This is a genomic window from Flavonifractor sp. HCP28S3_F3 (genome assembly GCF_052065355.1).
In the GTDB taxonomy this organism is placed as follows: domain Bacteria; phylum Bacillota; class Clostridia; order Oscillospirales; family Oscillospiraceae; genus Flavonifractor.
Genome location: NZ_JBQHUF010000003.1, coordinates 181,474 through 198,065, shown reverse-complemented (window position 1 = coordinate 198,065; position 16,592 = coordinate 181,474). Strand labels below are relative to the sequence as shown.

Here is a 16,592-nt window from a genome sequence, read left to right as displayed (position 1 = left end):
ATGCGGGTAAAAAAGGCGGGCGGTAAAGTTTACGGCGCTGACTTTACCGCCGCCGAGCGCAAGGCTATGAATCTCGAAATCGAGAGACAGCTTGCAGAGTACAGCCGTAAGCACGCAAACGAAATCGATGCCATTATACTTTGGCAGTTGCACGCACAATACGGCTTCGGTGAGAAACGACTGAGACGGTTTTACGACCGTTTCAAGGCTGAGTATTTTGACCTCATTAAAAGGTATGAAATGGACGAGGACGACAATATCTGGCTCAACACCTACAAGCTGAAAGAAATCGGCGTCGACATCGAATCTTGGAATCGGGACGGTGAGACTGAATGAGAATAGACAAAGACAACTACTATCTGAATATCGCAAAAGCCGTCGCGGCCCGTTCTACCTGCCTTCGCAGGCAGTATGGGGCCGTGATTGTCGCAGACGACGAAATCATCGCGACCGGCTACAACGGTGCACCCAGAGGCGAGGCCAACTGCTGCGACGTCGGGAAGTGCTATTGCCGAGAGCATTCCACTCCTATCGACGAGCATGCTGCTCGCCACGGGGACCAGTACGGGACCTGCGTCGCCGTTCACGCCGAGCAGAATGCGATTATCAGTGCGCCGAGGCGGTCCATGCGGGGCGCTACCCTTTACCTCGCATGCCTCGATGAAAGCATTGACCCTGCTCCGTGTAATATCTGCGACCGCATGATTAAGAACGCAGGTATCACGAGAGTAGTAACGAGAGCCGGTACCTTTTAATGCCGACTCTTCAATACGACGGCTTGATAACGATTGCGACGGGTAGCTCGCGGCGTTCGACAAGCTGGAAAACTAAAGAAATGCTCTGGTCTGAGTTCGTTGATAAACTCGGCCGTGTGACCCGGACGCAGGAGACCCAGCAAGAGTACTTCCGTATGCCGAAGGAGGAACGCGATAACGCGAAGGACGTCGGAGGCTTTGTCGGCGGCACCCTGAAAGGCGGTCGTCGTAAAATCGACGCCGTTCTGCAGCGTCGGCTTATCACTCTCGACATGGACTCTATCACGGCGGGCGAAGACCCGTGGCCTACGGTCGAGCTGATTCTGGGCTGCGCTGCGGTACTCTACAGCACGCACAGCCATACGGCGAAAGCTCCGAGGCTTCGTCTTGTGCTTCCTCTCTCGAGGCCTGTATCTCCTGAGGAGTACGAGGCCATTGCCCGCAGGATTGCGGGCGACATCGGTATCGACATGTGTGACGATACCACCTACGAGCCTCATCGGCTCATGTATTGGGCGAGCGCTTCCTCTGACGGAGAGTTCCGCTATGAGGTACAGGACGGCCCGTGGCTGGACGCTGACGAGCAGCTCGCAAGGTATGCGGACTGGAAAGACCCGACTCAGTGGCCCGTATCAAGCAGGAAGTCCGGCACGATTCGGCGTCTCGCTGATAAGCAGGGCGACCCGACTGCGAAAGACGGTATTGTCGGCGCGTTTTGTCGCACCTACTCCGTCGAGGACGCAATCGAGGCCTTCCTGCCTGAGGTCTACATCAAGGGCGAGAACGGCCGTTACACCTACAAGGGTGGCTCGACTTCCGGCGGTCTCGTTATTTACGAAGACGGCCGCTTTGCGTATAGCCACCACAGCACGGACCCGACTTGCGGTAAGCTCTGCAATGCGTTCGACCTCGTCCGCATTCACATGTTCGGTAAGGACGACGAAGGGAAACCTGCGAACACCGCGGCGAACAACCTTCCTTCCTATAAGAATATGTGTAAGTGGATTGAGACCAACTGCGAGAGCGTTATGAAGGAGCTGCAAAGCAAGCAGCTCGACTACATCGTCCAGCTCTTCGGCGAAGGCGACGAGGCCCCTGATATGAACTGGGTTTCTCAGCTTGAGGTAAACCCGAAGACAGGACATGCTGCGACCACGGTCGAGAATATCCGTATCATCGTGAAGAATGACCCGCGTTTTAAGGGTACCTTCTATTGGGACGAGTTCATGGAGAGACCTATGGTCTGCGGAGACCTTCCTTGGCGAAAGGCCGACGCAAAGCCCCGCTCATGGGACGACACCGATGACGCAGGCGTTCACAATATCCTTGAGAAGGACTACAAAATCGACTCCATGCCGAAGACCCGAGAGGGCGTCGACCTTGCGCTCGCTGACATCACGAGGCACCCGGTACGCGAGTATCTGCGGAGCCTTATCTGGGACGGCGAGAAACGCTGCGAGACGCTCTTTATCGACTACCTCGGCGCCGAGGACTCCCGGTACACGAGAACAGTAACCCGTAAGGCGCTTATCGGCGCGGCCGCGAGAATCTTATCTCCGGGCTGCAAGCACGACCACATGCTCGTTCTTATCGGTCCGCAGGGCTGCCGCAAGAGTACAACCTTGAAGAAGCTCGGTAAAGAGTGGTTTTCGGACTCGCTCTATACCATGTCCGGCAAGGACGCCTACGAGCAGCTTCAAGGCTTTTGGATTATCGAGCTCTCCGAGATGGCCGCAACCCGTAAGGCCGAGGTCGAGCAGATTAAGCAGTTCGTCTCCAAACAGGAGGACAACTACCGCGCGGCATACGCTCGCCGCACGCAATGCCACCCGAGACAATGCGCCTTCTTCGGTACCACGAATGACGAGGAGTTCTTGCGTGACCCTACCGGCGCCCGCCGTTTCTGGCCGGTCGTCGTTACTGACGCGGGTAAAACTCTTGGTGATAAGCTGACCGCTTCTATCGTGGACCAGATATGGGCCGAGGCCGTGACCTACTACGAGGCCGGTGAGACTTGGTACCTTGACGGAGCGGTCGAAGAGATGGCACGCAAGGTGCAGGCTGACCACACCGAGGCGAACGGCAAGCTCGGTCTTATCGAGAACTTCCTTGAAGTCCTGCTGCCAGAAGGCTGGGACGATTGGGACCTTGAAAAGCGTCTCATGTTTTGGAGCGGCGGCTTCGGCGAGGAGCGTAACGGTACCGTACCGAGAACAAAGGTCTGCGCACTGGAGGTCTGGCAGGAGCTTTTCAAAGGCGACCCGAAGAGCTACTCGCAGACGCAGGCCCGCGAGATTATCGGGCTCCTGCGCATGATTCCGGGCTGGCGGTTGTCCACCTCCGTCAACTGCGGAGCAATTTACGGCAGGCAGAGGGGCTTCGTGAAAGAGGTCTGAGGTAGCAAAGGTAGCACTTGAAAGGCCAACTTTTTTTCGTTAGAGGGTAGGTCGTACAAGCGCGCTTGCAACAAAGGTAGCACTTTGAGAACTACTTGCAACAAAGTGCTACCTACTCTGCTACCTCGAAAAAGCCTTATATATCAATGCTTTTGGCTACTTGGTAGTACTGGTAGTCGAAAAATCTTAAAAACATTTTTTGAAAAAGTAAAGGGGCACTCGACACAACTTGTTCGCTCCCTCGCATTACATGTATATATAAGGAATCTTTGTTACACGCGCTACTCGACTACCTGAAGGAAGGATTTTATGTATGAAAGCACTTTTGAGCGAAAGCTCTGCGAGTATATCAAGTCCCTCGGCGGTAAAGCGTATAAGTGGGTGTCCCCGGGAGCTCCGGGGGTGCCTGACCGAATCGCGATATTGCCGGGGGGACGAATAATTTTTATAGAGGTCAAGCGGCCGGGGCTGAGTGACGGCTTGAGTATCCGGCAGAAAAAGGTCATCGCGACATTAGAGGGGCTCGGCTGCACCGTTTGGCGTATATCCGATATGGAGGATTTGAAAGCGAGGCTAAGGGCTGATGGAGTATAAACCTTACTATTATCAGGACTTCGCGGAAAAGTTCATTCTCGATAACCCCGAGGCGGGGCTCTTACTGGATATGGGTATGGGAAAAACGGTAACGAGCCTGAGCGCAGCGGATAAGCTCCTGAATGACTATTTTGCCGTGAGCAAGGTCCTTGTTATCGCTCCGCTGAAACCGGCAAAGGAAACGTGGCCGCCGGAGGTCAAGAAGTGGGACCACCTGAAACACCTGAAGCTCTCGCTGATTCTCGGGTCGAAGGCTGAGCGTATCGCGGCTTGTGAGCAGGAGGCGGATATTTATATCGTCAATCGTGAGAATGTTGTCTGGCTTGTGGACTACTTCAAAAGCAAGTGGCCTTTCGATATGGTTATTATCGATGAGCTGTCGAGCTTCAAGTCCAGCAAGGCGCAGCGCTTCCGGGCGCTCAAGAAGGTACGGAAGTACATCAAGCGGATTGTCGGTCTTACCGGCACACCTTCGCCGAATGGGCTGCTTGACCTATGGCCGGAGATGTACTTGCTTGACGAGGGTAAGGCTCTCGGCAAAACTCTGACGGGCTACCGCGATACCTATTTCGTCCCGGACAAGCGGAACGCCACGACCATTTTTTCATGGAAACCGAAAGACGGCGCAGAGGAGCTTATTTATGAGAAAATCGGAAAGCTCTGTATCAGCATGAACGCAGCTGACTACTTACAATTACCAGACAGGCTTTTTCTCCGCCGCGAGTTTGAGCTTACCCCAGAGGCGATGAAGCTTTATAAGACTCTTGAGCGGGACACTCTTCTCCCGTTTGCTGACGGCGACATCGACGCGCCGACTGCGGCGGTCCTGACGAATAAGCTCTTGCAGGCTGCGGGAGGCGCGGCCTATGACGAGAACGGTAACGTCAAGGTCCTGCACGACTGCAAGCTCGAGGCGTTAGACCAGCTTATCGAAGAGGCGAACGGTCAACCCGTTCTGGTGTTCTACGCCTTTCGGCATGAGCGCGACAGAATTATGGAGCGGTACCCGGAAGCGGTAGACATTAAAGACGACGGCGCAGTCGTCCGCTGGAACGCTGGCAAGATTCCGATTATGCTTGCTCACCCCGCAAGCGCGGGTCACGGACTGAACTTGCAGGCGGGAGGTCATATCGCGATATGGTACGGACTTCCTACCAGTCTTGAGCTTTACCAGCAGGCAAACAAGCGATTGCACCGTCCGGGGCAAAAGAAAACGGTCCTAATTCACCATATCCTGATGAGGGGCACCTATGACTACCGTGTCTTAGATGACATACTCGCGCCAAAGGAGGTAAGGCAGAACGCTTGCCTCGAGGCTTTGAAAGCCAGAATTAAGGAGGTATCAAAATGACACTACAGGAAGCAAAGGACTTCCTCAACAGAGGGTACAGGTCCAAAGAACGAATAAAGGTTAAGGAGGAACGTATCGACGAGTGGCGACGCAGGGCTGAGTCTATTACGGCCGAGATTAAGCCGGTCGCAACGTTTTCCTCAACTCCGTCAAAGAAAGTCGAAGAAGCTGCTTGCGCTATCACCGATTTGCAGTCGGAAATCAAAGCGGAGATTTACGAACTTGCGGCTATCGAGCTGGAAATCGGCAGAGCTATCAATCAGGCGGTTACTGACCCTACTCTTAATGCTCTGTTGGAGATGAGGTATCTTAAGTACCTCAAGTGGGAGGAAATCGCGGTGCGGCTTGACATCACTTTCCGCTGGACGATGACTCTTCATAAAAAAGCTCTCACAATTTTTACCGAAAGCGCGTTAATTCACGCCGAACATGCGTTATAATATAAAGTGGAAAAGTCGGATGGAAGTCCGGCTTTTTCTGCGTTATCGGAACTTCCGGTATCGCGGGCGGAGCACTGCGCGGGCCTCCGGTGCAGTGCTCCGTCTATTATTATGAATGGAGGTTAGCAACAACTAACGAGGGAGGGACGAACGTGGCTAAGCTGACCGATAAGCAACGGAAAAAGATTATAGCTGAATATGTCGAAGGCGGGACGTCACAGAGAAAGCTTGCAGAGAAATACCATGTCTCTCCCTACCTGATTCGCAGTATTTTGAACGGAGATAAGAATCTCGCGCAAAAAATCTCGCATAAAAAAGAGGAGAACACAGCGAGCGTTCTGGCCTTTATGGATTCTAAGAAAAATGACGTCTGCGGACTGATTGACAAGCTGCTTGCGGCTATGGGAGACGAAGACAAGCTCGCTGCCGCGACGGTCAATCAGCTTGCTACCGCTATGGGTATCGTCATTGACAAATATACAGCTAACGAGGCAATTAAGTCGTCCGACGCGAAGGAGACCAACTTCTTTGAGGCGATTCGTGCTGCTGGAAAGGAGGTTGACCTGAGTGCAATACCAGAGCTTCAGTCCTCGGCAGAATGCGACCCTCTTCTGGTGGACGAAACCGGAACATCAGAATAGAGACGGCCTTATCTGCGACGGGTCAATCCGTTCCGGCAAGACGGTCTCAATGGCTATCGGCTTTATCATGTGGAGCATGGCGAGCTTCGATAAACAGAACTTCGCTATCTGCGGCCGCACGATTGAAGCGCTTCGGCGTAACGTTATCGTACATATTCCCACATGGCTTGAGGGTATGTTCGAGGTTACTGAGCGCCGCAGCGAGAATAAAATGGTCGTCACTATCGGCAATCGCTCTAATACCTACTACCTCTTCGGAGGCCGAGACGAATCCAGCTACACCCTTATTCAGGGCATTACTCTGGCGGGAGTCCTCTTCGATGAGGTCGCCCTTATGCCTCGCTCCTTCGTAGAGCAGGCTATGGCGCGCTGCTCGGTCTCCGGGTCGAAGTTCTGGTTTAACTGCAACCCCGAGTCGCCGGGCCACTGGTTTTATAAAGAGTGGATTCGTAAGGCGGCGGAGCGCAATATGCTCTACCTGCATTTTACGATGGACGACAACCTCAGCCTTGATGAGAAAATCAAAGCCCGATACGAGGGTATGTATTCCGGCGTGTTCTACGACCGGTATATCCGTGGTCTCTGGACCGTCGCGGAGGGCTTGATATATACAATGTTTAATAAGGACTATCATGTAGTCCCTTCCGTGCCTCGCGATTACGAGGAGTACCTTATCTCTTGCGACTACGGCACCTTAAACCCGACCTCGGCCGGGCTCTGGGGCCTCTGTGAGGGAAAATGGTACCGCGTTCGAGAGTACTACTACGACGGACGCAAGGAACGGTATCAGCGAACGGACGAGGAGCATTACGCAGCTATTGAAAAGCTTGCGGGAGACCTCTCGATTCGGAAAATCATCGTTGACCCTTCCGCCGCCTCGTTTATCGAGGTCATACGCCGGCACGACCGCTTCATGGTCGAGCAGGCAAGCAATAGAGTCCTTGACGGCATTCGCGATGTTGCGACCCGGCTGAACGCCGGCGACATTTTCTTTTGCGACTGCTGCACGGACTGCATAAGAGAGTTCGGTTTATATCGGTGGGATGAAAAAGCCGCCGAAGACCGGCCGCTAAAAACCGACGACCACGCTATGGACGATACGAGGTACTTCGTCCGCGCTGCGTTCCAGCCGTCGAGATTCAGTTTTTAAGGAGGTGCGATAAATGCCCTTATTCAAGAAGCCTATCGAGCAGGAGTTTTTCAATTTGCGCCTCCGCGCCGGCAGGCCTATGACCGAGCTTGAGTTCTACGCGAAAGAGCTTACCGAATGGGAGACCTCGCCCGAGCGGCGCGAGATGATTGACGGCGACCGGTATTATACCGGGTACCATGACATTCTCAAACGCCAGCGCACGGCTATCGGCCCCGACGGTAAGCTGATTGTGATTGAGAATCTCCCGAACAACCGTATTGTGGATAACCAGTATGCGAAACACGTTGACCAGAAGGCAAATTACCTTCTCGGTCAGCCTATTTCCTTTTCCTGCGAAAATGACGACTACGCAGCCGAGGTCAAGAAAGTACTCGGCATGCGGTTTATGCGTACACTCAAGAGCGCGGGAGTCGAGTGTCTCAACGCCGGTATCTCGTGGCTTTATCCCTACTACAATAAAAACGGCGAGCTCGCGTTCCGGGTATTTCCCGGCTATGAGATTATGCCGTTCTGGGCGGACGCGGCTCATACCGAGCTTGACTCCGCTCTTCGCCTTTACCCGGTAGAGGTCTATTACGGTACCGAGAAGAAAATCGTTAAGAAGGTCGACCTCTTCACGCTGGAAGGCGTTACGACCTACATCTTCGAGAACGGCGTACTCACTCCGGACACCGAAAAGCAGGCATATGTTAAGGTGAAAGACAGCAAGGGCAATGAGCAGCCCCTGAACTGGGAGCGCTTCCCCCTTATCCCTATCAAGTACAACCCGAAGGAAGTCCCTCTCATTCGCCGCGGCCGCTCTTTGCAGGATGCTATCAACCTCCTGCAGTCCGACTTCGTGAACAACATGGAGGAAGACGTCCGCAATACCGTTCTTGTCCTCAAGAACTATGACGGACAGGACCTCGGGGAGTTCCGGCGTAACCTGACAACCTATGGGGCTATCAAGGTCCGCACGGTCGAGGGTACTGACGGCGGCGTGGACAGCCTCGAAATCTCGGTAAACTCCGAGAACTATAAGACTGTTCTCGAGCTTCTGAAAAAGGCGCTCATTGAAAACCTCCGTAGCTATGACGCGAAGGACGACCGTCTCTCTGGTATGCCTAACCAGATGAACATTCAGAGCATGTATTGCGACATCGACCTCGACGCAAACGCGATGGAGACCGAGCTGCAAGCCTCTTTTGAAGAGATTCTCTGGTTTGTGAACACCTATCTCGCCAACACCGGCAAGGGCTCGTATGAGAGCGAAGATATTACGGTTATCTTCAACCGCGATATTCTTATCAACGAGTCCGAGGCTATTGATAACTGCTCTAAGTCCGTCGGCATTATCTCCGACGAGACCATCGTCGCTATGCACCCGTGGGTCGACGACCCTGCTGCTGAGCTTGAACGGCTCGAAAAGCAGAAAGAGGAAACCGACCCCTATCGCGCGGCTTTTGAGCAGGCGCAGGCTTTGCGCAACCCCGAAGGCGGTGACCCGGTAAATGAGGAATGATAAGTACTGGGCCAACCGAATGCGGATTCTTGAAGAGTCCTTGCTTGATAAGGGGTACGACTACGTTAAAAACCTCGAGCGGCAATATGCAACCGCTATTCAGGATATAGAATCGCAAATCGCAAGATGGTATCAGCGGTTTGCGGCCGAAAACGGCATAACGCTCGCCGAGGCGAATAAGCTGCTTACCACGCAGGAGCTTGACGAGTTCCGGTGGACCGTTGAAGAGTATATAAAACACGGTCAAGAGAACGCAGTCTCTCAGGCGTGGCTCAAGCAGCTTAAGAATGCTTCTGCCCGCGTCCACGTGTCAAGGCTTGACAGCTTGAAGCTCCAGCTACAGGAGCAGGCCGAGGCCTTACACGGGGCGCAGACAGAGGCCCTTAATTCGTCCCTGAGCGAGGTTTACCAGCGAGGCTATTATCATACCGCCTTTGAGCTCCAAAAGGGCATGGGGGTCGGCTGGACGCTTCACGGGCTGACCGATGAAGCTATCAGCAAAGTACTCTTGCGGCCGTGGACCTTAGACAGCCAGACCTTCAGCGATAGAATCTGGGCGAACAAGCAGGCGCTCGTCAACAGCGTCAACACGCAGCTTACTCAGATGATAATGCGAGGTGCGGCACCGGATAAAGCCATCAAGGCTATCTCCGACCGTTTTCAGGTCTCTAAGTCTCAGGCCGGGCGTCTGGTTATGACCGAAAGCGCCGCCTTCGCGAACGAGGCCCGTAAGGACTGCTTCAAAGACCTCGGCGTCGAGAAGTACGTTATCGTGGAAACCCTTGACAACGAGACTTGCAGCCTCTGCGCGCAACTCGACGGCAAGGTCTATCCTATGAGTGAGTATCAAGTCGGCGTTACCGCGCCGCCTTTTCATCCGTGGTGCCGTGGCACAACCGCCCCTTATTACGAGGATATGCAAGGCCTCGGAGACCGCTTCGCGAGAGACGGCGAAGGTAGAGGCTATAATGTCCCACGCGATATGAAGTTTACAGACTGGAAAGAAAAATACGTTGTACAACCGGAAAAAACACGGTATAATATATTTAAGAATGCCGTTTTAGAAGAGCTTAAAGGTTATTCGGCCTCAATGCACTCAGGCAACCAGTCTAAGCATATTCGGGGCGGGCAGAACTTCGACCCCACTCGAGGCGAGCTTACTGTTGACCCGCAAATGCTCTATGACCGGTATTCCGGTAAAGGTCAGTTCCTTAAAACAAACGCCGGAGACTGGAATCACAAAGAGCGGTTCACTCATACCGAGACTATCGGTATTTATAGAAGCAAGTACACCGGTAAGGAAGTTCCTACAAATACCGGTATTATTCATTATTCTAAGCGTAAGGGCTGGCACATTGTTCCGGCAAGACCGCAGAAAGGAGCAGCAAAATGATTGAGAAGTATATCTCGCTACTCGACCAGAGCGTAGTCGTTACTTGCGCGAACGGCAAAACCGTGCGCGGCAGGTGGATTGACTGCTTGGACGCGGAAGACGCCGGTGAAGATGAACGTCAAGAGGATTCTATTCTGATTCAGAACGGCGACGAGCTTATCGAGGTCTATGAGTCCGAGATTAAAGCAATCCAGAAAGCCCATAAATGAGCCCGATTTTTCAGAGGGTAAATCTAAGGGCCCATCAGTTAAAACGCGATACGGGAGACCGTGGAGTCCCACAGAAGCAATAGTTGATTAGAGCGTCCCTGCTTTTTAGCAGGAGGCGCTTTTTTCATACAAAAATTACCGCCTTACGCGGCGGACAATAAATAGCGCGCCCGCAATACCGGGACTGGCCGGATAAAAAGGATAGCGGGAGACAGGAGGAAAATATGTTGGACTGGCTGAAAACTATTTTGGGAGAAGCGTACTCTGAGGAGATCGACAAGAAGGTTTCCGAAGAGATCGGCAAGAACTTTGTGGCGCGTGCTGACTTTAACACGCTGAACACTGAGAAGAAAAACCTTGCCGACACAGTTAAGGAGCGCGACAAGCAGCTGGAGACCCTCAAGGCCTCTACCGGCGACGTTGAAGCCCTGAAAACTCAGATCGCAACTCTCCAGACTGAGAACGCAACTGCGGCGAAGGCCCATGAGGCTGAGATCAAAAGCCTCAAAATCGATACCGCCGTTGAGCTGGCTCTGTCTGCAGCAAAAGCGAAGAACGTAAAAGCCGTCAAGGCTCTGCTCGACCTGGATAAGGCTGAGCTGGACGCAGACGGCACCGTTAAGGGACTGGCCGACCAGATCAAGAAACTGGCTGAGGCTCCTGACAGCGGCTTTATGTTCGAGACTGGCAAGGCTGGATTCAAGGGTTTCAAGCCTGGTGAGAGCGGTGACCCTAACAACCAGCCCCCGGACTACTCTAAGATGACCTACGACGAACTCGCTGCGTATATGGAGAACAACCCTGACGCGGCAAACTAATTTTGAAAGGAAGTTGAACAATAATGGCGAAATTTGATGCTAAGTCCTTCAATGAGAAGGCATTCGGCAAGTATATGTCTGCTGTTCCCAACCCTAAGCTGAATAAGCTGAGAGAGTCTCGCGCGATCGTGGGCGACCAGCGCCTGCGCGATACCTTTGGCAATGTGAACCAGGGCGGTACTGTGTACGCGGTTCTGCCTTTCTTCGGTCTGCTCGGCGGCGCCGCTCAGAACTACGACGGCGTGAGCGACCTGAACCCCGGCTCTACTAAGACCTTTGAGCAGGGTGTTTTCACCTTCGGCCGTATGAACGGCTGGACTGAGGCTGACTTCTCCTATGACGTCACCGGCGGCGTTGACTTTATGGCGAACGTCCGCAACCAGATCAACGAGTACTGGAACAGCGTTGACCAGGATATTCTGCTTGACATCTTGAAGGGTATCTTCCGCATGTCCAATACCGGCACCGGCGCGATCAAGACTGCGAACAAGAAGTTCGTGGACAACCATACCTACGACATCTCCGCAAGCGGCGATACCGAGACTACCGCTGACATGATGATGACCGCCACCACTCTGAACTCCGCTATCCAGAAGGCCTGCGGCGATCACAAGGGTAAGTTCTCTCTGGTGCTCTGCCACTCTGCGGTTGCTACCAACCTGGAGAACATGAAGCTCCTGACTTACCTGAAGTACACTGACGCCGACGGTATCGAGCGTGAGCTGGGCATGGGCTCCTGGAACGGCCGCCTGGTTATCGTAGACGACTCCATGCCTGTTGCCGAGGAAGGCAGCACTCACAAGCACAGCGTCTACACCACCTACGTGCTGGGTGAGGGTGCGATCGGTTGGGAAGATGTCGGCGCAAAGGTGCCGTACGAGATGATTCGTGACGCTAAGCACCGCGGTGGCGAAGATACCCTCATCAGCCGTAAGCGCAAGGCTGTGTCTGTTGCAGGTATCTCCTACACGAAGGCCTCCCAGGCTACCAATAGCCCCACCAATGCTGAGCTGGCTACCGGCACTAACTGGTCTCTGGTTAACGACGGTACCGATACGATCGCTGATAAGGTCATTCCTATCGCCCGTATCATCTCCAGAGGTTAAGGCCTATGGTGGACGTACTCGCGGCAGTAAAAACCCGACTGTCGGCGCTCGGCTATACGGTAGCTGAGACCGACAGCGCGGCGATCGACTACAATGTTAAGAAAGCCGAGGCAGACCTAAAGGCCAGAACGAATCAGCTTCAAGTGCCTGAGGGCCTTTTCTATGTCTGGGTGGATATGGCCGCGGGCATGTTCCTCGCAGACAAGAAGCAGACCGGCGCGCTCGCCGATCAGTATGACTTTGAGGCACCTGCAAAGAGTATCTCTGAGGGCGATACTTCGGTCACTTTCGCAATCGCCGATACTGGTTCTTTCGAGGACCAGTTCGACGCAATGCTTGCAAAGATGATCGAACCCAGTGCAGAGCTGATCGCGGCTTATAGGAGGCTGGTATGGTAAAGAACTATCGGAACGCGCTCCAGAAGCTCTGGAAGGGCCTCTGTGACGTTTACACAGTCAAGACTATAAGAAACCCAGCCAACGGCCGAGACGAGTCCACGGAGGCCCAGGTTCTCCAGAAACAGCCGTGCAGGCTTTCCTTCTCCAGTATCTCAAGCACTACCGAGCAGGATAGCGCTCCACTGACCCAGCAGTCGCTGAAACTGTTCCTCGATAAGTCCGTAGCCATTCCTCCCGGCTCGAAGATCGTGGTTACCCAGGAGGGCCAGACAAACGCCTATGCGCAGTCTGGTCCTCCTGCAGTTTACAGCGTTCACCAGGAGATCATGCTCGTGCCTTTCGAGAGGTATGCGTAATGGCTCGCTGGGGCCGCTGCGACTTCTCTCAGTATCGAGAGCTCGCGAACAGCTTTGGCAAACTGAGCGACGCGGAGCTTGATGATCTCTGTATCGCCTGCAGTAAAGAACTTGCGTCCAGACTTCTGGCACTGGTTATCCCTGCAACGCCGGTCGGCAAATACCCGAAAGGCTCCGGCAAGAAAGGCGGTACTCTCCGGCGCGGCTGGGGTGCAAAGAACGGCAAAGCCGCTCAGGGTTATGCGCAGTCCCTGACTGTGACAAAGAGCGGTAATATGTATACCGTTGAAATCATCAACCCCGTAGAATACGCCTCCTATGTGGAGTTCGGTCACCGAACCCCCTCCGGGGGCTGGGTCGAAGGCCGGTACATGCTGACTATCTCGGAAGAAAAGCTAAAGCGAATCGCCCCGTCTGTGCTTGAGAAGATGGTGCTCCAAAAGCTGAAGGAGGTTTGCAATGGCGGAAATTAACACGAACATTATTTTAGATGGAATCACTCTGGCCTTGCGAAAGGCCTTTCCTGAAAGTCATATCGAGTCTGACACAGTAAAGCAGGGGCTTCGGCCGCCTGCTTTTATTGTGCTTTTGGTAAACGTCGAAGTCCTGGACTATCCGGCGCAGCGTCAAAAGAGACTCCCTCGCTTTGACGTCCTTTACTTTCCAAAGACCGGACGAGAAGAGTGCTACCGCGTAGCCGATACCCTCTGTGAAGAGCTCAAGCTCATTGACCTGCCGGGGGGCGATAAGCTGCGCGGCACGGATATGAGCTTTGAGGTCACTGCCGGCGTGCTGCATTTCCTCGTCTCGTATAATCACTTTGCTCGTACAGAGATCAACGAGACCCTGATGGGCACGCTGAAAATTGAGCAAGGAGGAAAGTAATATGGCTAAAGCCTCTACCGCAGCAAAGGCTGCGGTTCCTAAGCACTCGAAAGAGCAGCTGCTCAGGTCCAACCGATACGCGAACCGGCGCGACCTGATTGGCGCCCTTTTGGAGGACGATAAGCAGTATACCCTCGCTGAGGTTGATACTGCGATCGATAACTTTATGAAAGGTAAGGTGAAATAATATGGCCCTTGGCGGTGGAATCTGGGCAGTACAGAACAAGGTACTCCCCGGTACTTATATCAACTTTTCCAGCGTAGCTAAGGCGTCCGCTACCCTCTCCGAAAGAGGCTACGCGGCTATGCCTCTGGTGCTGGACTGGGGCCCCGATAACACGGTTTTCGCCGTGACGAGCGGGGACTTCCAGAAGAACAGCCTCAAGCTGTTCGGCCACCCGTATACCGATAAGGCTCTGCAGCCCCTGCGTGAGCTGTTCCAGTATACGCAGACCCTTTACGCTTACCGCCTGAACGGCGGTGGCACGAAAGCTACGTGCGAGTTCTGCACCGCGCGCTATTCCGGCGTTGCCGGCAATAAAATGTTTGTGGTTATCACCGCAAATGCTGACCAGCCGAGTCTCTTTGACGTCAGCCTGTACTATGACACCACTCTGCTTGACATGCAGACGGTAGACGCGGCTACAGCACTGAAGGACAACGACTTTGTCACCTGGAAGTCTGAGGCCGTGCTGAAGGCAACCGCGAAGACCCCGCTCGCGAGCGGCACGAACGGTACGGCAAACGCTTCTGCGCACCAGGCTTTCCTGGACAAGCTGGAGAGCTACAGCTTCAACACGCTCGGCTGTCCTTCCGATGACCCGACCACGATCAAGCTGTACGTCAACTACACGAAGCGCCTCCGCGACGAGATCGGCGCGAAGTTCCAGACGGTTATCTTCAACTTGTCTACCAATGAGAAGATCGGAGACTATGAGGGTGTTATCGAAGTCGGCAGTAATGTGACGGGCTACGACGAGAGCATTCCCGGCATGGGCCAGTACGGCCTTGTGTATTGGATGACCGGCGCGTCTGCTGGCTGCGCAGTCAATAAGTCCAATACCAACAAGAAGTATGACGGCGAGTTGACCGTCAACACCGATTACACCCAGGCCGAACTCGAGGCCGCGATCAAGAGTGGACGCCTGATGTTCCACAACGTCAATGGCGAGACCAGAATCCTGGAGGATATTAACTCCCTGGTCACTGTCTCCGACACGAAGGGCGACGTATTCAAGTCTAACCAGACTATCCGCGTCTGCGATCAGATCGCCAATGACACGGCCGTGCTCTTCAATACTCGCTACCTGGGTACCGTGCCGAACGACGCGGCAGGCAGAGTCGCTCTGTGGAACGACATTTGCAAGCTGCACCAGGACCTTGAGTCTATTCGTGCAATCGAAGACTTTGACCCCGACAGTGTGACCGTTGAGCAGGGCGACACGAAGAAGGCTGTTCTTTGCATTGTGAAGAACCTGAACGTCGTGAACGCTATGGCTCAGCTCTATATGTCTGTCATCATCATGTAAGAAGGAGGTTTGAACTATGAACCAGCCTATTATGAACGCGCTTGACGCGGTTGCAGGCTCTCAGGCCTCTGCGTATATCACCATGGCCGACGGAAACAGATATTGCTTTATGCAGCTCTACTCCTTCGAGTCCAATATGGAGATCAACGTGGCCGAGGTTCCTATCCTCGGCAAGTCCGGTAAAGGCAACAAGCCCACCGGCTGGACCGGTACCTGGAGCGGCACCGCCCACTATAACCAGTCCGTCATCAGAAAGATGTTGCTCGAGTACAAGAGAACCGGCTTTATGCCGACCTTCGATATTCAGGTTTCCAACGAGGACCCGACCGCTTCTGTCGGTCGTCAGACGATTATCCTGAAGAACTGCCTCACTAAGGGCGGTATCCTTGCGAAGTTCGACGCCGACGCCGAGACCCTGGACGAGGAGCTCGAAGGCACCTTCGACGACTGGGAAATGCCTGAGACCTTTAGCTTGCTGAACGGCATGCAGTAAACGACACAAAAACAGGAGGTAATTATTTATGGCTAAGAATCTGACTGCGTTCCTTGCTCAGAACGCAAAGAAGATCGACAACGTTACTTTTATCGCGTCCGACCGTTTCGTGGACCCCGATACCGGCGAGGCAATGCCCTGGGAAATCTGTTGCATTACCGCCGCAGAGAACGCCTCTCTCAGAAAGTCCTGTATGCGCACGATCCCCGTGCCCGGCCGCAAAGGCCAGTTCACCCAGGACTTTGACGCGAACGCCTACCTCGCAAAGGTCTCCGTTCGCTGCACGGTGTTCCCTAATCTGAACGACGCCGAGCTGCAGCAGAGCTACGGTGTTATGGGCGCAGAGCAGCTGATTACCACCATGCTGACCCCCGCCGAGTTCGAGGACTACTCTACGAAGGTTCTGGAGGTCAACGGCTTCCAGTCCGGCGAGGAAATGGTGGAAGAAGCAAAAAACTAATACTTGAAGACGACCCCGAGGCGAGCTACGTCTACTACTGTCTTCACAAGTTCAAATGGCCGCCGAACGTCTTTCTTGACTTAGACCCTTATACGCAGGCTTTTATCATAGCCG

21 protein-coding genes are annotated in these 16,592 nt (G+C 53.9%); all 21 read left to right on the top strand.

Features of this window, described 5'->3' with window-relative positions; translation table 11 throughout:
* Nucleotides 1-336: a hypothetical protein gene (locus ACTNB1_RS04935; RefSeq protein WP_441168152.1), complete on the top strand. Its 336-nt coding sequence runs from the start codon at nucleotides 1-3 to the stop codon at nucleotides 334-336.
* Nucleotides 333-755: a deoxycytidylate deaminase gene (locus ACTNB1_RS04930; protein WP_441168151.1), complete on the top strand. Its 423-nt coding sequence runs from the start codon at nucleotides 333-335 to the stop codon at nucleotides 753-755. Before ACTNB1_RS04935 ends, ACTNB1_RS04930 begins: the two co-directional genes overlap by 4 nt.
* Nucleotides 756-910: 155 nt before the next feature.
* Nucleotides 911-3,151 (top strand): VapE domain-containing protein, encoded by a 2,241-nt coding sequence (locus ACTNB1_RS04925; protein WP_441168150.1) that lies wholly within the window; start codon nucleotides 911-913, stop codon nucleotides 3,149-3,151.
* Between the two features lie 309 nt (nucleotides 3,152-3,460).
* Complete coding sequence (locus ACTNB1_RS04920) at nucleotides 3,461-3,745, top strand: VRR-NUC domain-containing protein (protein WP_441168149.1); 285 nt, start codon at nucleotides 3,461-3,463, stop codon at nucleotides 3,743-3,745.
* A complete protein-coding gene (locus ACTNB1_RS04915; RefSeq protein WP_441168148.1) occupies nucleotides 3,735-5,096 on the top strand; it encodes an SNF2-related protein in 1,362 nt (453 codons plus the stop codon). The genes ACTNB1_RS04920 and ACTNB1_RS04915 overlap by 11 nt, the downstream gene beginning before the upstream one ends.
* Nucleotides 5,093-5,536 (top strand): hypothetical protein, encoded by a 444-nt coding sequence (locus ACTNB1_RS04910; protein WP_441168147.1) that lies wholly within the window; start codon nucleotides 5,093-5,095, stop codon nucleotides 5,534-5,536. The genes ACTNB1_RS04915 and ACTNB1_RS04910 overlap by 4 nt, the downstream gene beginning before the upstream one ends.
* A 152-nt stretch (nucleotides 5,537-5,688) precedes the next feature.
* On the top strand, nucleotides 5,689-6,177 hold the full coding sequence (locus ACTNB1_RS04905) for a helix-turn-helix domain-containing protein (protein ID WP_441168146.1): 489 nt from the start codon (nucleotides 5,689-5,691) through the stop codon (nucleotides 6,175-6,177).
* Nucleotides 6,104-7,327, top strand: coding sequence for a PBSX family phage terminase large subunit (locus ACTNB1_RS04900; RefSeq protein WP_441168145.1), 1,224 nt, complete (start codon nucleotides 6,104-6,106; stop codon nucleotides 7,325-7,327). The genes ACTNB1_RS04905 and ACTNB1_RS04900 overlap by 74 nt, the downstream gene beginning before the upstream one ends.
* 13 nt (nucleotides 7,328-7,340) lie before the next feature.
* A complete protein-coding gene (locus ACTNB1_RS04895) occupies nucleotides 7,341-8,831 on the top strand; it encodes a phage portal protein (RefSeq protein WP_441168144.1) in 1,491 nt (496 codons plus the stop codon).
* Nucleotides 8,821-10,224 (top strand): minor capsid protein, encoded by a 1,404-nt coding sequence (locus ACTNB1_RS04890; protein WP_441168143.1) that lies wholly within the window; start codon nucleotides 8,821-8,823, stop codon nucleotides 10,222-10,224. The genes ACTNB1_RS04895 and ACTNB1_RS04890 overlap by 11 nt, the downstream gene beginning before the upstream one ends.
* Entirely contained in the window at nucleotides 10,221-10,433 is a 213-nt protein-coding gene (locus tag ACTNB1_RS04885) for a hypothetical protein (protein WP_441168142.1), read from the top strand. Before ACTNB1_RS04890 ends, ACTNB1_RS04885 begins: the two co-directional genes overlap by 4 nt.
* Nucleotides 10,434-10,657: 224 nt before the next feature.
* The gene (locus ACTNB1_RS04880) at nucleotides 10,658-11,251 is read left to right on the top strand and encodes a phage scaffolding protein (RefSeq protein ID WP_441168141.1); all 594 of its coding nucleotides are present in this window, start codon (nucleotides 10,658-10,660) and stop codon (nucleotides 11,249-11,251) included.
* A gap of 23 nt (nucleotides 11,252-11,274) precedes the next feature.
* Entirely contained in the window at nucleotides 11,275-12,357 is a 1,083-nt protein-coding gene (locus ACTNB1_RS04875; protein ID WP_441168140.1) for a major capsid protein, read from the top strand.
* A gap of 5 nt (nucleotides 12,358-12,362) precedes the next feature.
* A complete protein-coding gene (locus ACTNB1_RS04870; RefSeq protein ID WP_154038686.1) occupies nucleotides 12,363-12,755 on the top strand; it encodes a hypothetical protein in 393 nt (130 codons plus the stop codon).
* Complete coding sequence (locus ACTNB1_RS04865) at nucleotides 12,749-13,111, top strand: hypothetical protein (protein WP_441168139.1); 363 nt, start codon at nucleotides 12,749-12,751, stop codon at nucleotides 13,109-13,111. The genes ACTNB1_RS04870 and ACTNB1_RS04865 overlap by 7 nt, the downstream gene beginning before the upstream one ends.
* Nucleotides 13,111-13,584 (top strand): HK97 gp10 family phage protein, encoded by a 474-nt coding sequence (locus ACTNB1_RS04860; RefSeq protein WP_441168138.1) that lies wholly within the window; start codon nucleotides 13,111-13,113, stop codon nucleotides 13,582-13,584. The genes ACTNB1_RS04865 and ACTNB1_RS04860 overlap by 1 nt, the downstream gene beginning before the upstream one ends.
* Nucleotides 13,571-13,996, top strand: coding sequence for a phage tail terminator family protein (locus ACTNB1_RS04855; RefSeq protein WP_441168137.1), 426 nt, complete (start codon nucleotides 13,571-13,573; stop codon nucleotides 13,994-13,996). Before ACTNB1_RS04860 ends, ACTNB1_RS04855 begins: the two co-directional genes overlap by 14 nt.
* 1 nt (nucleotide 13,997) lies before the next feature.
* On the top strand, nucleotides 13,998-14,183 hold the full coding sequence (locus tag ACTNB1_RS04850) for a hypothetical protein (protein WP_154038678.1): 186 nt from the start codon (nucleotides 13,998-14,000) through the stop codon (nucleotides 14,181-14,183).
* A gap of 1 nt (nucleotide 14,184) precedes the next feature.
* Nucleotides 14,185-15,525, top strand: a complete 1,341-nt coding sequence (locus tag ACTNB1_RS04845; RefSeq protein WP_441168136.1) for a phage tail sheath family protein — start codon at nucleotides 14,185-14,187, stop codon at nucleotides 15,523-15,525.
* Nucleotides 15,526-15,541: 16 nt separating this feature from the next.
* The gene (locus ACTNB1_RS04840; RefSeq protein WP_154038674.1) at nucleotides 15,542-16,018 is read left to right on the top strand and encodes a phage tail tube protein; all 477 of its coding nucleotides are present in this window, start codon (nucleotides 15,542-15,544) and stop codon (nucleotides 16,016-16,018) included.
* A 28-nt stretch (nucleotides 16,019-16,046) separates the two neighbouring features.
* Nucleotides 16,047-16,478 (top strand): phage tail assembly chaperone, encoded by a 432-nt coding sequence (locus tag ACTNB1_RS04835; RefSeq protein WP_441168135.1) that lies wholly within the window; start codon nucleotides 16,047-16,049, stop codon nucleotides 16,476-16,478.
* Nucleotides 16,479-16,592: the final 114 nt, after the last annotated feature.

Coding starts and splice junctions, on each gene's coding strand:
- ACTNB1_RS04875 (WP_441168140.1), top strand. CDS start 11,275: ATGGCGAAATTTGATGCTAAGTCCTTCAATGAGAAGGCATTCGGCAAG.
- ACTNB1_RS04850 (WP_154038678.1), top strand. CDS start 13,998: ATGGCTAAAGCCTCTACCGCAGCAAAGGCTGCGGTTCCTAAGCACTCG.
- ACTNB1_RS04935 (WP_441168152.1), top strand. CDS start 1: ATGCGGGTAAAAAAGGCGGGCGGTAAAGTTTACGGCGCTGACTTTACC.
- ACTNB1_RS04865 (WP_441168139.1), top strand. CDS start 12,749: ATGGTAAAGAACTATCGGAACGCGCTCCAGAAGCTCTGGAAGGGCCTC.
- ACTNB1_RS04920 (WP_441168149.1), top strand. CDS start 3,461: ATGTATGAAAGCACTTTTGAGCGAAAGCTCTGCGAGTATATCAAGTCC.
- ACTNB1_RS04845 (WP_441168136.1), top strand. CDS start 14,185: ATGGCCCTTGGCGGTGGAATCTGGGCAGTACAGAACAAGGTACTCCCC.
- ACTNB1_RS04910 (WP_441168147.1), top strand. CDS start 5,093: ATGACACTACAGGAAGCAAAGGACTTCCTCAACAGAGGGTACAGGTCC.
- ACTNB1_RS04930 (WP_441168151.1), top strand. CDS start 333: ATGAGAATAGACAAAGACAACTACTATCTGAATATCGCAAAAGCCGTC.
- ACTNB1_RS04855 (WP_441168137.1), top strand. CDS start 13,571: ATGGCGGAAATTAACACGAACATTATTTTAGATGGAATCACTCTGGCC.
- ACTNB1_RS04860 (WP_441168138.1), top strand. CDS start 13,111: ATGGCTCGCTGGGGCCGCTGCGACTTCTCTCAGTATCGAGAGCTCGCG.
- ACTNB1_RS04840 (WP_154038674.1), top strand. CDS start 15,542: ATGAACCAGCCTATTATGAACGCGCTTGACGCGGTTGCAGGCTCTCAG.
- ACTNB1_RS04870 (WP_154038686.1), top strand. CDS start 12,363: ATGGTGGACGTACTCGCGGCAGTAAAAACCCGACTGTCGGCGCTCGGC.
- ACTNB1_RS04885 (WP_441168142.1), top strand. CDS start 10,221: ATGATTGAGAAGTATATCTCGCTACTCGACCAGAGCGTAGTCGTTACT.
- ACTNB1_RS04890 (WP_441168143.1), top strand. CDS start 8,821: ATGAGGAATGATAAGTACTGGGCCAACCGAATGCGGATTCTTGAAGAG.
- ACTNB1_RS04880 (WP_441168141.1), top strand. CDS start 10,658: ATGTTGGACTGGCTGAAAACTATTTTGGGAGAAGCGTACTCTGAGGAG.
- ACTNB1_RS04925 (WP_441168150.1), top strand. CDS start 911: ATGCCGAAGGAGGAACGCGATAACGCGAAGGACGTCGGAGGCTTTGTC.
- ACTNB1_RS04835 (WP_441168135.1), top strand. CDS start 16,047: ATGGCTAAGAATCTGACTGCGTTCCTTGCTCAGAACGCAAAGAAGATC.
- ACTNB1_RS04915 (WP_441168148.1), top strand. CDS start 3,735: ATGGAGTATAAACCTTACTATTATCAGGACTTCGCGGAAAAGTTCATT.
- ACTNB1_RS04895 (WP_441168144.1), top strand. CDS start 7,341: ATGCCCTTATTCAAGAAGCCTATCGAGCAGGAGTTTTTCAATTTGCGC.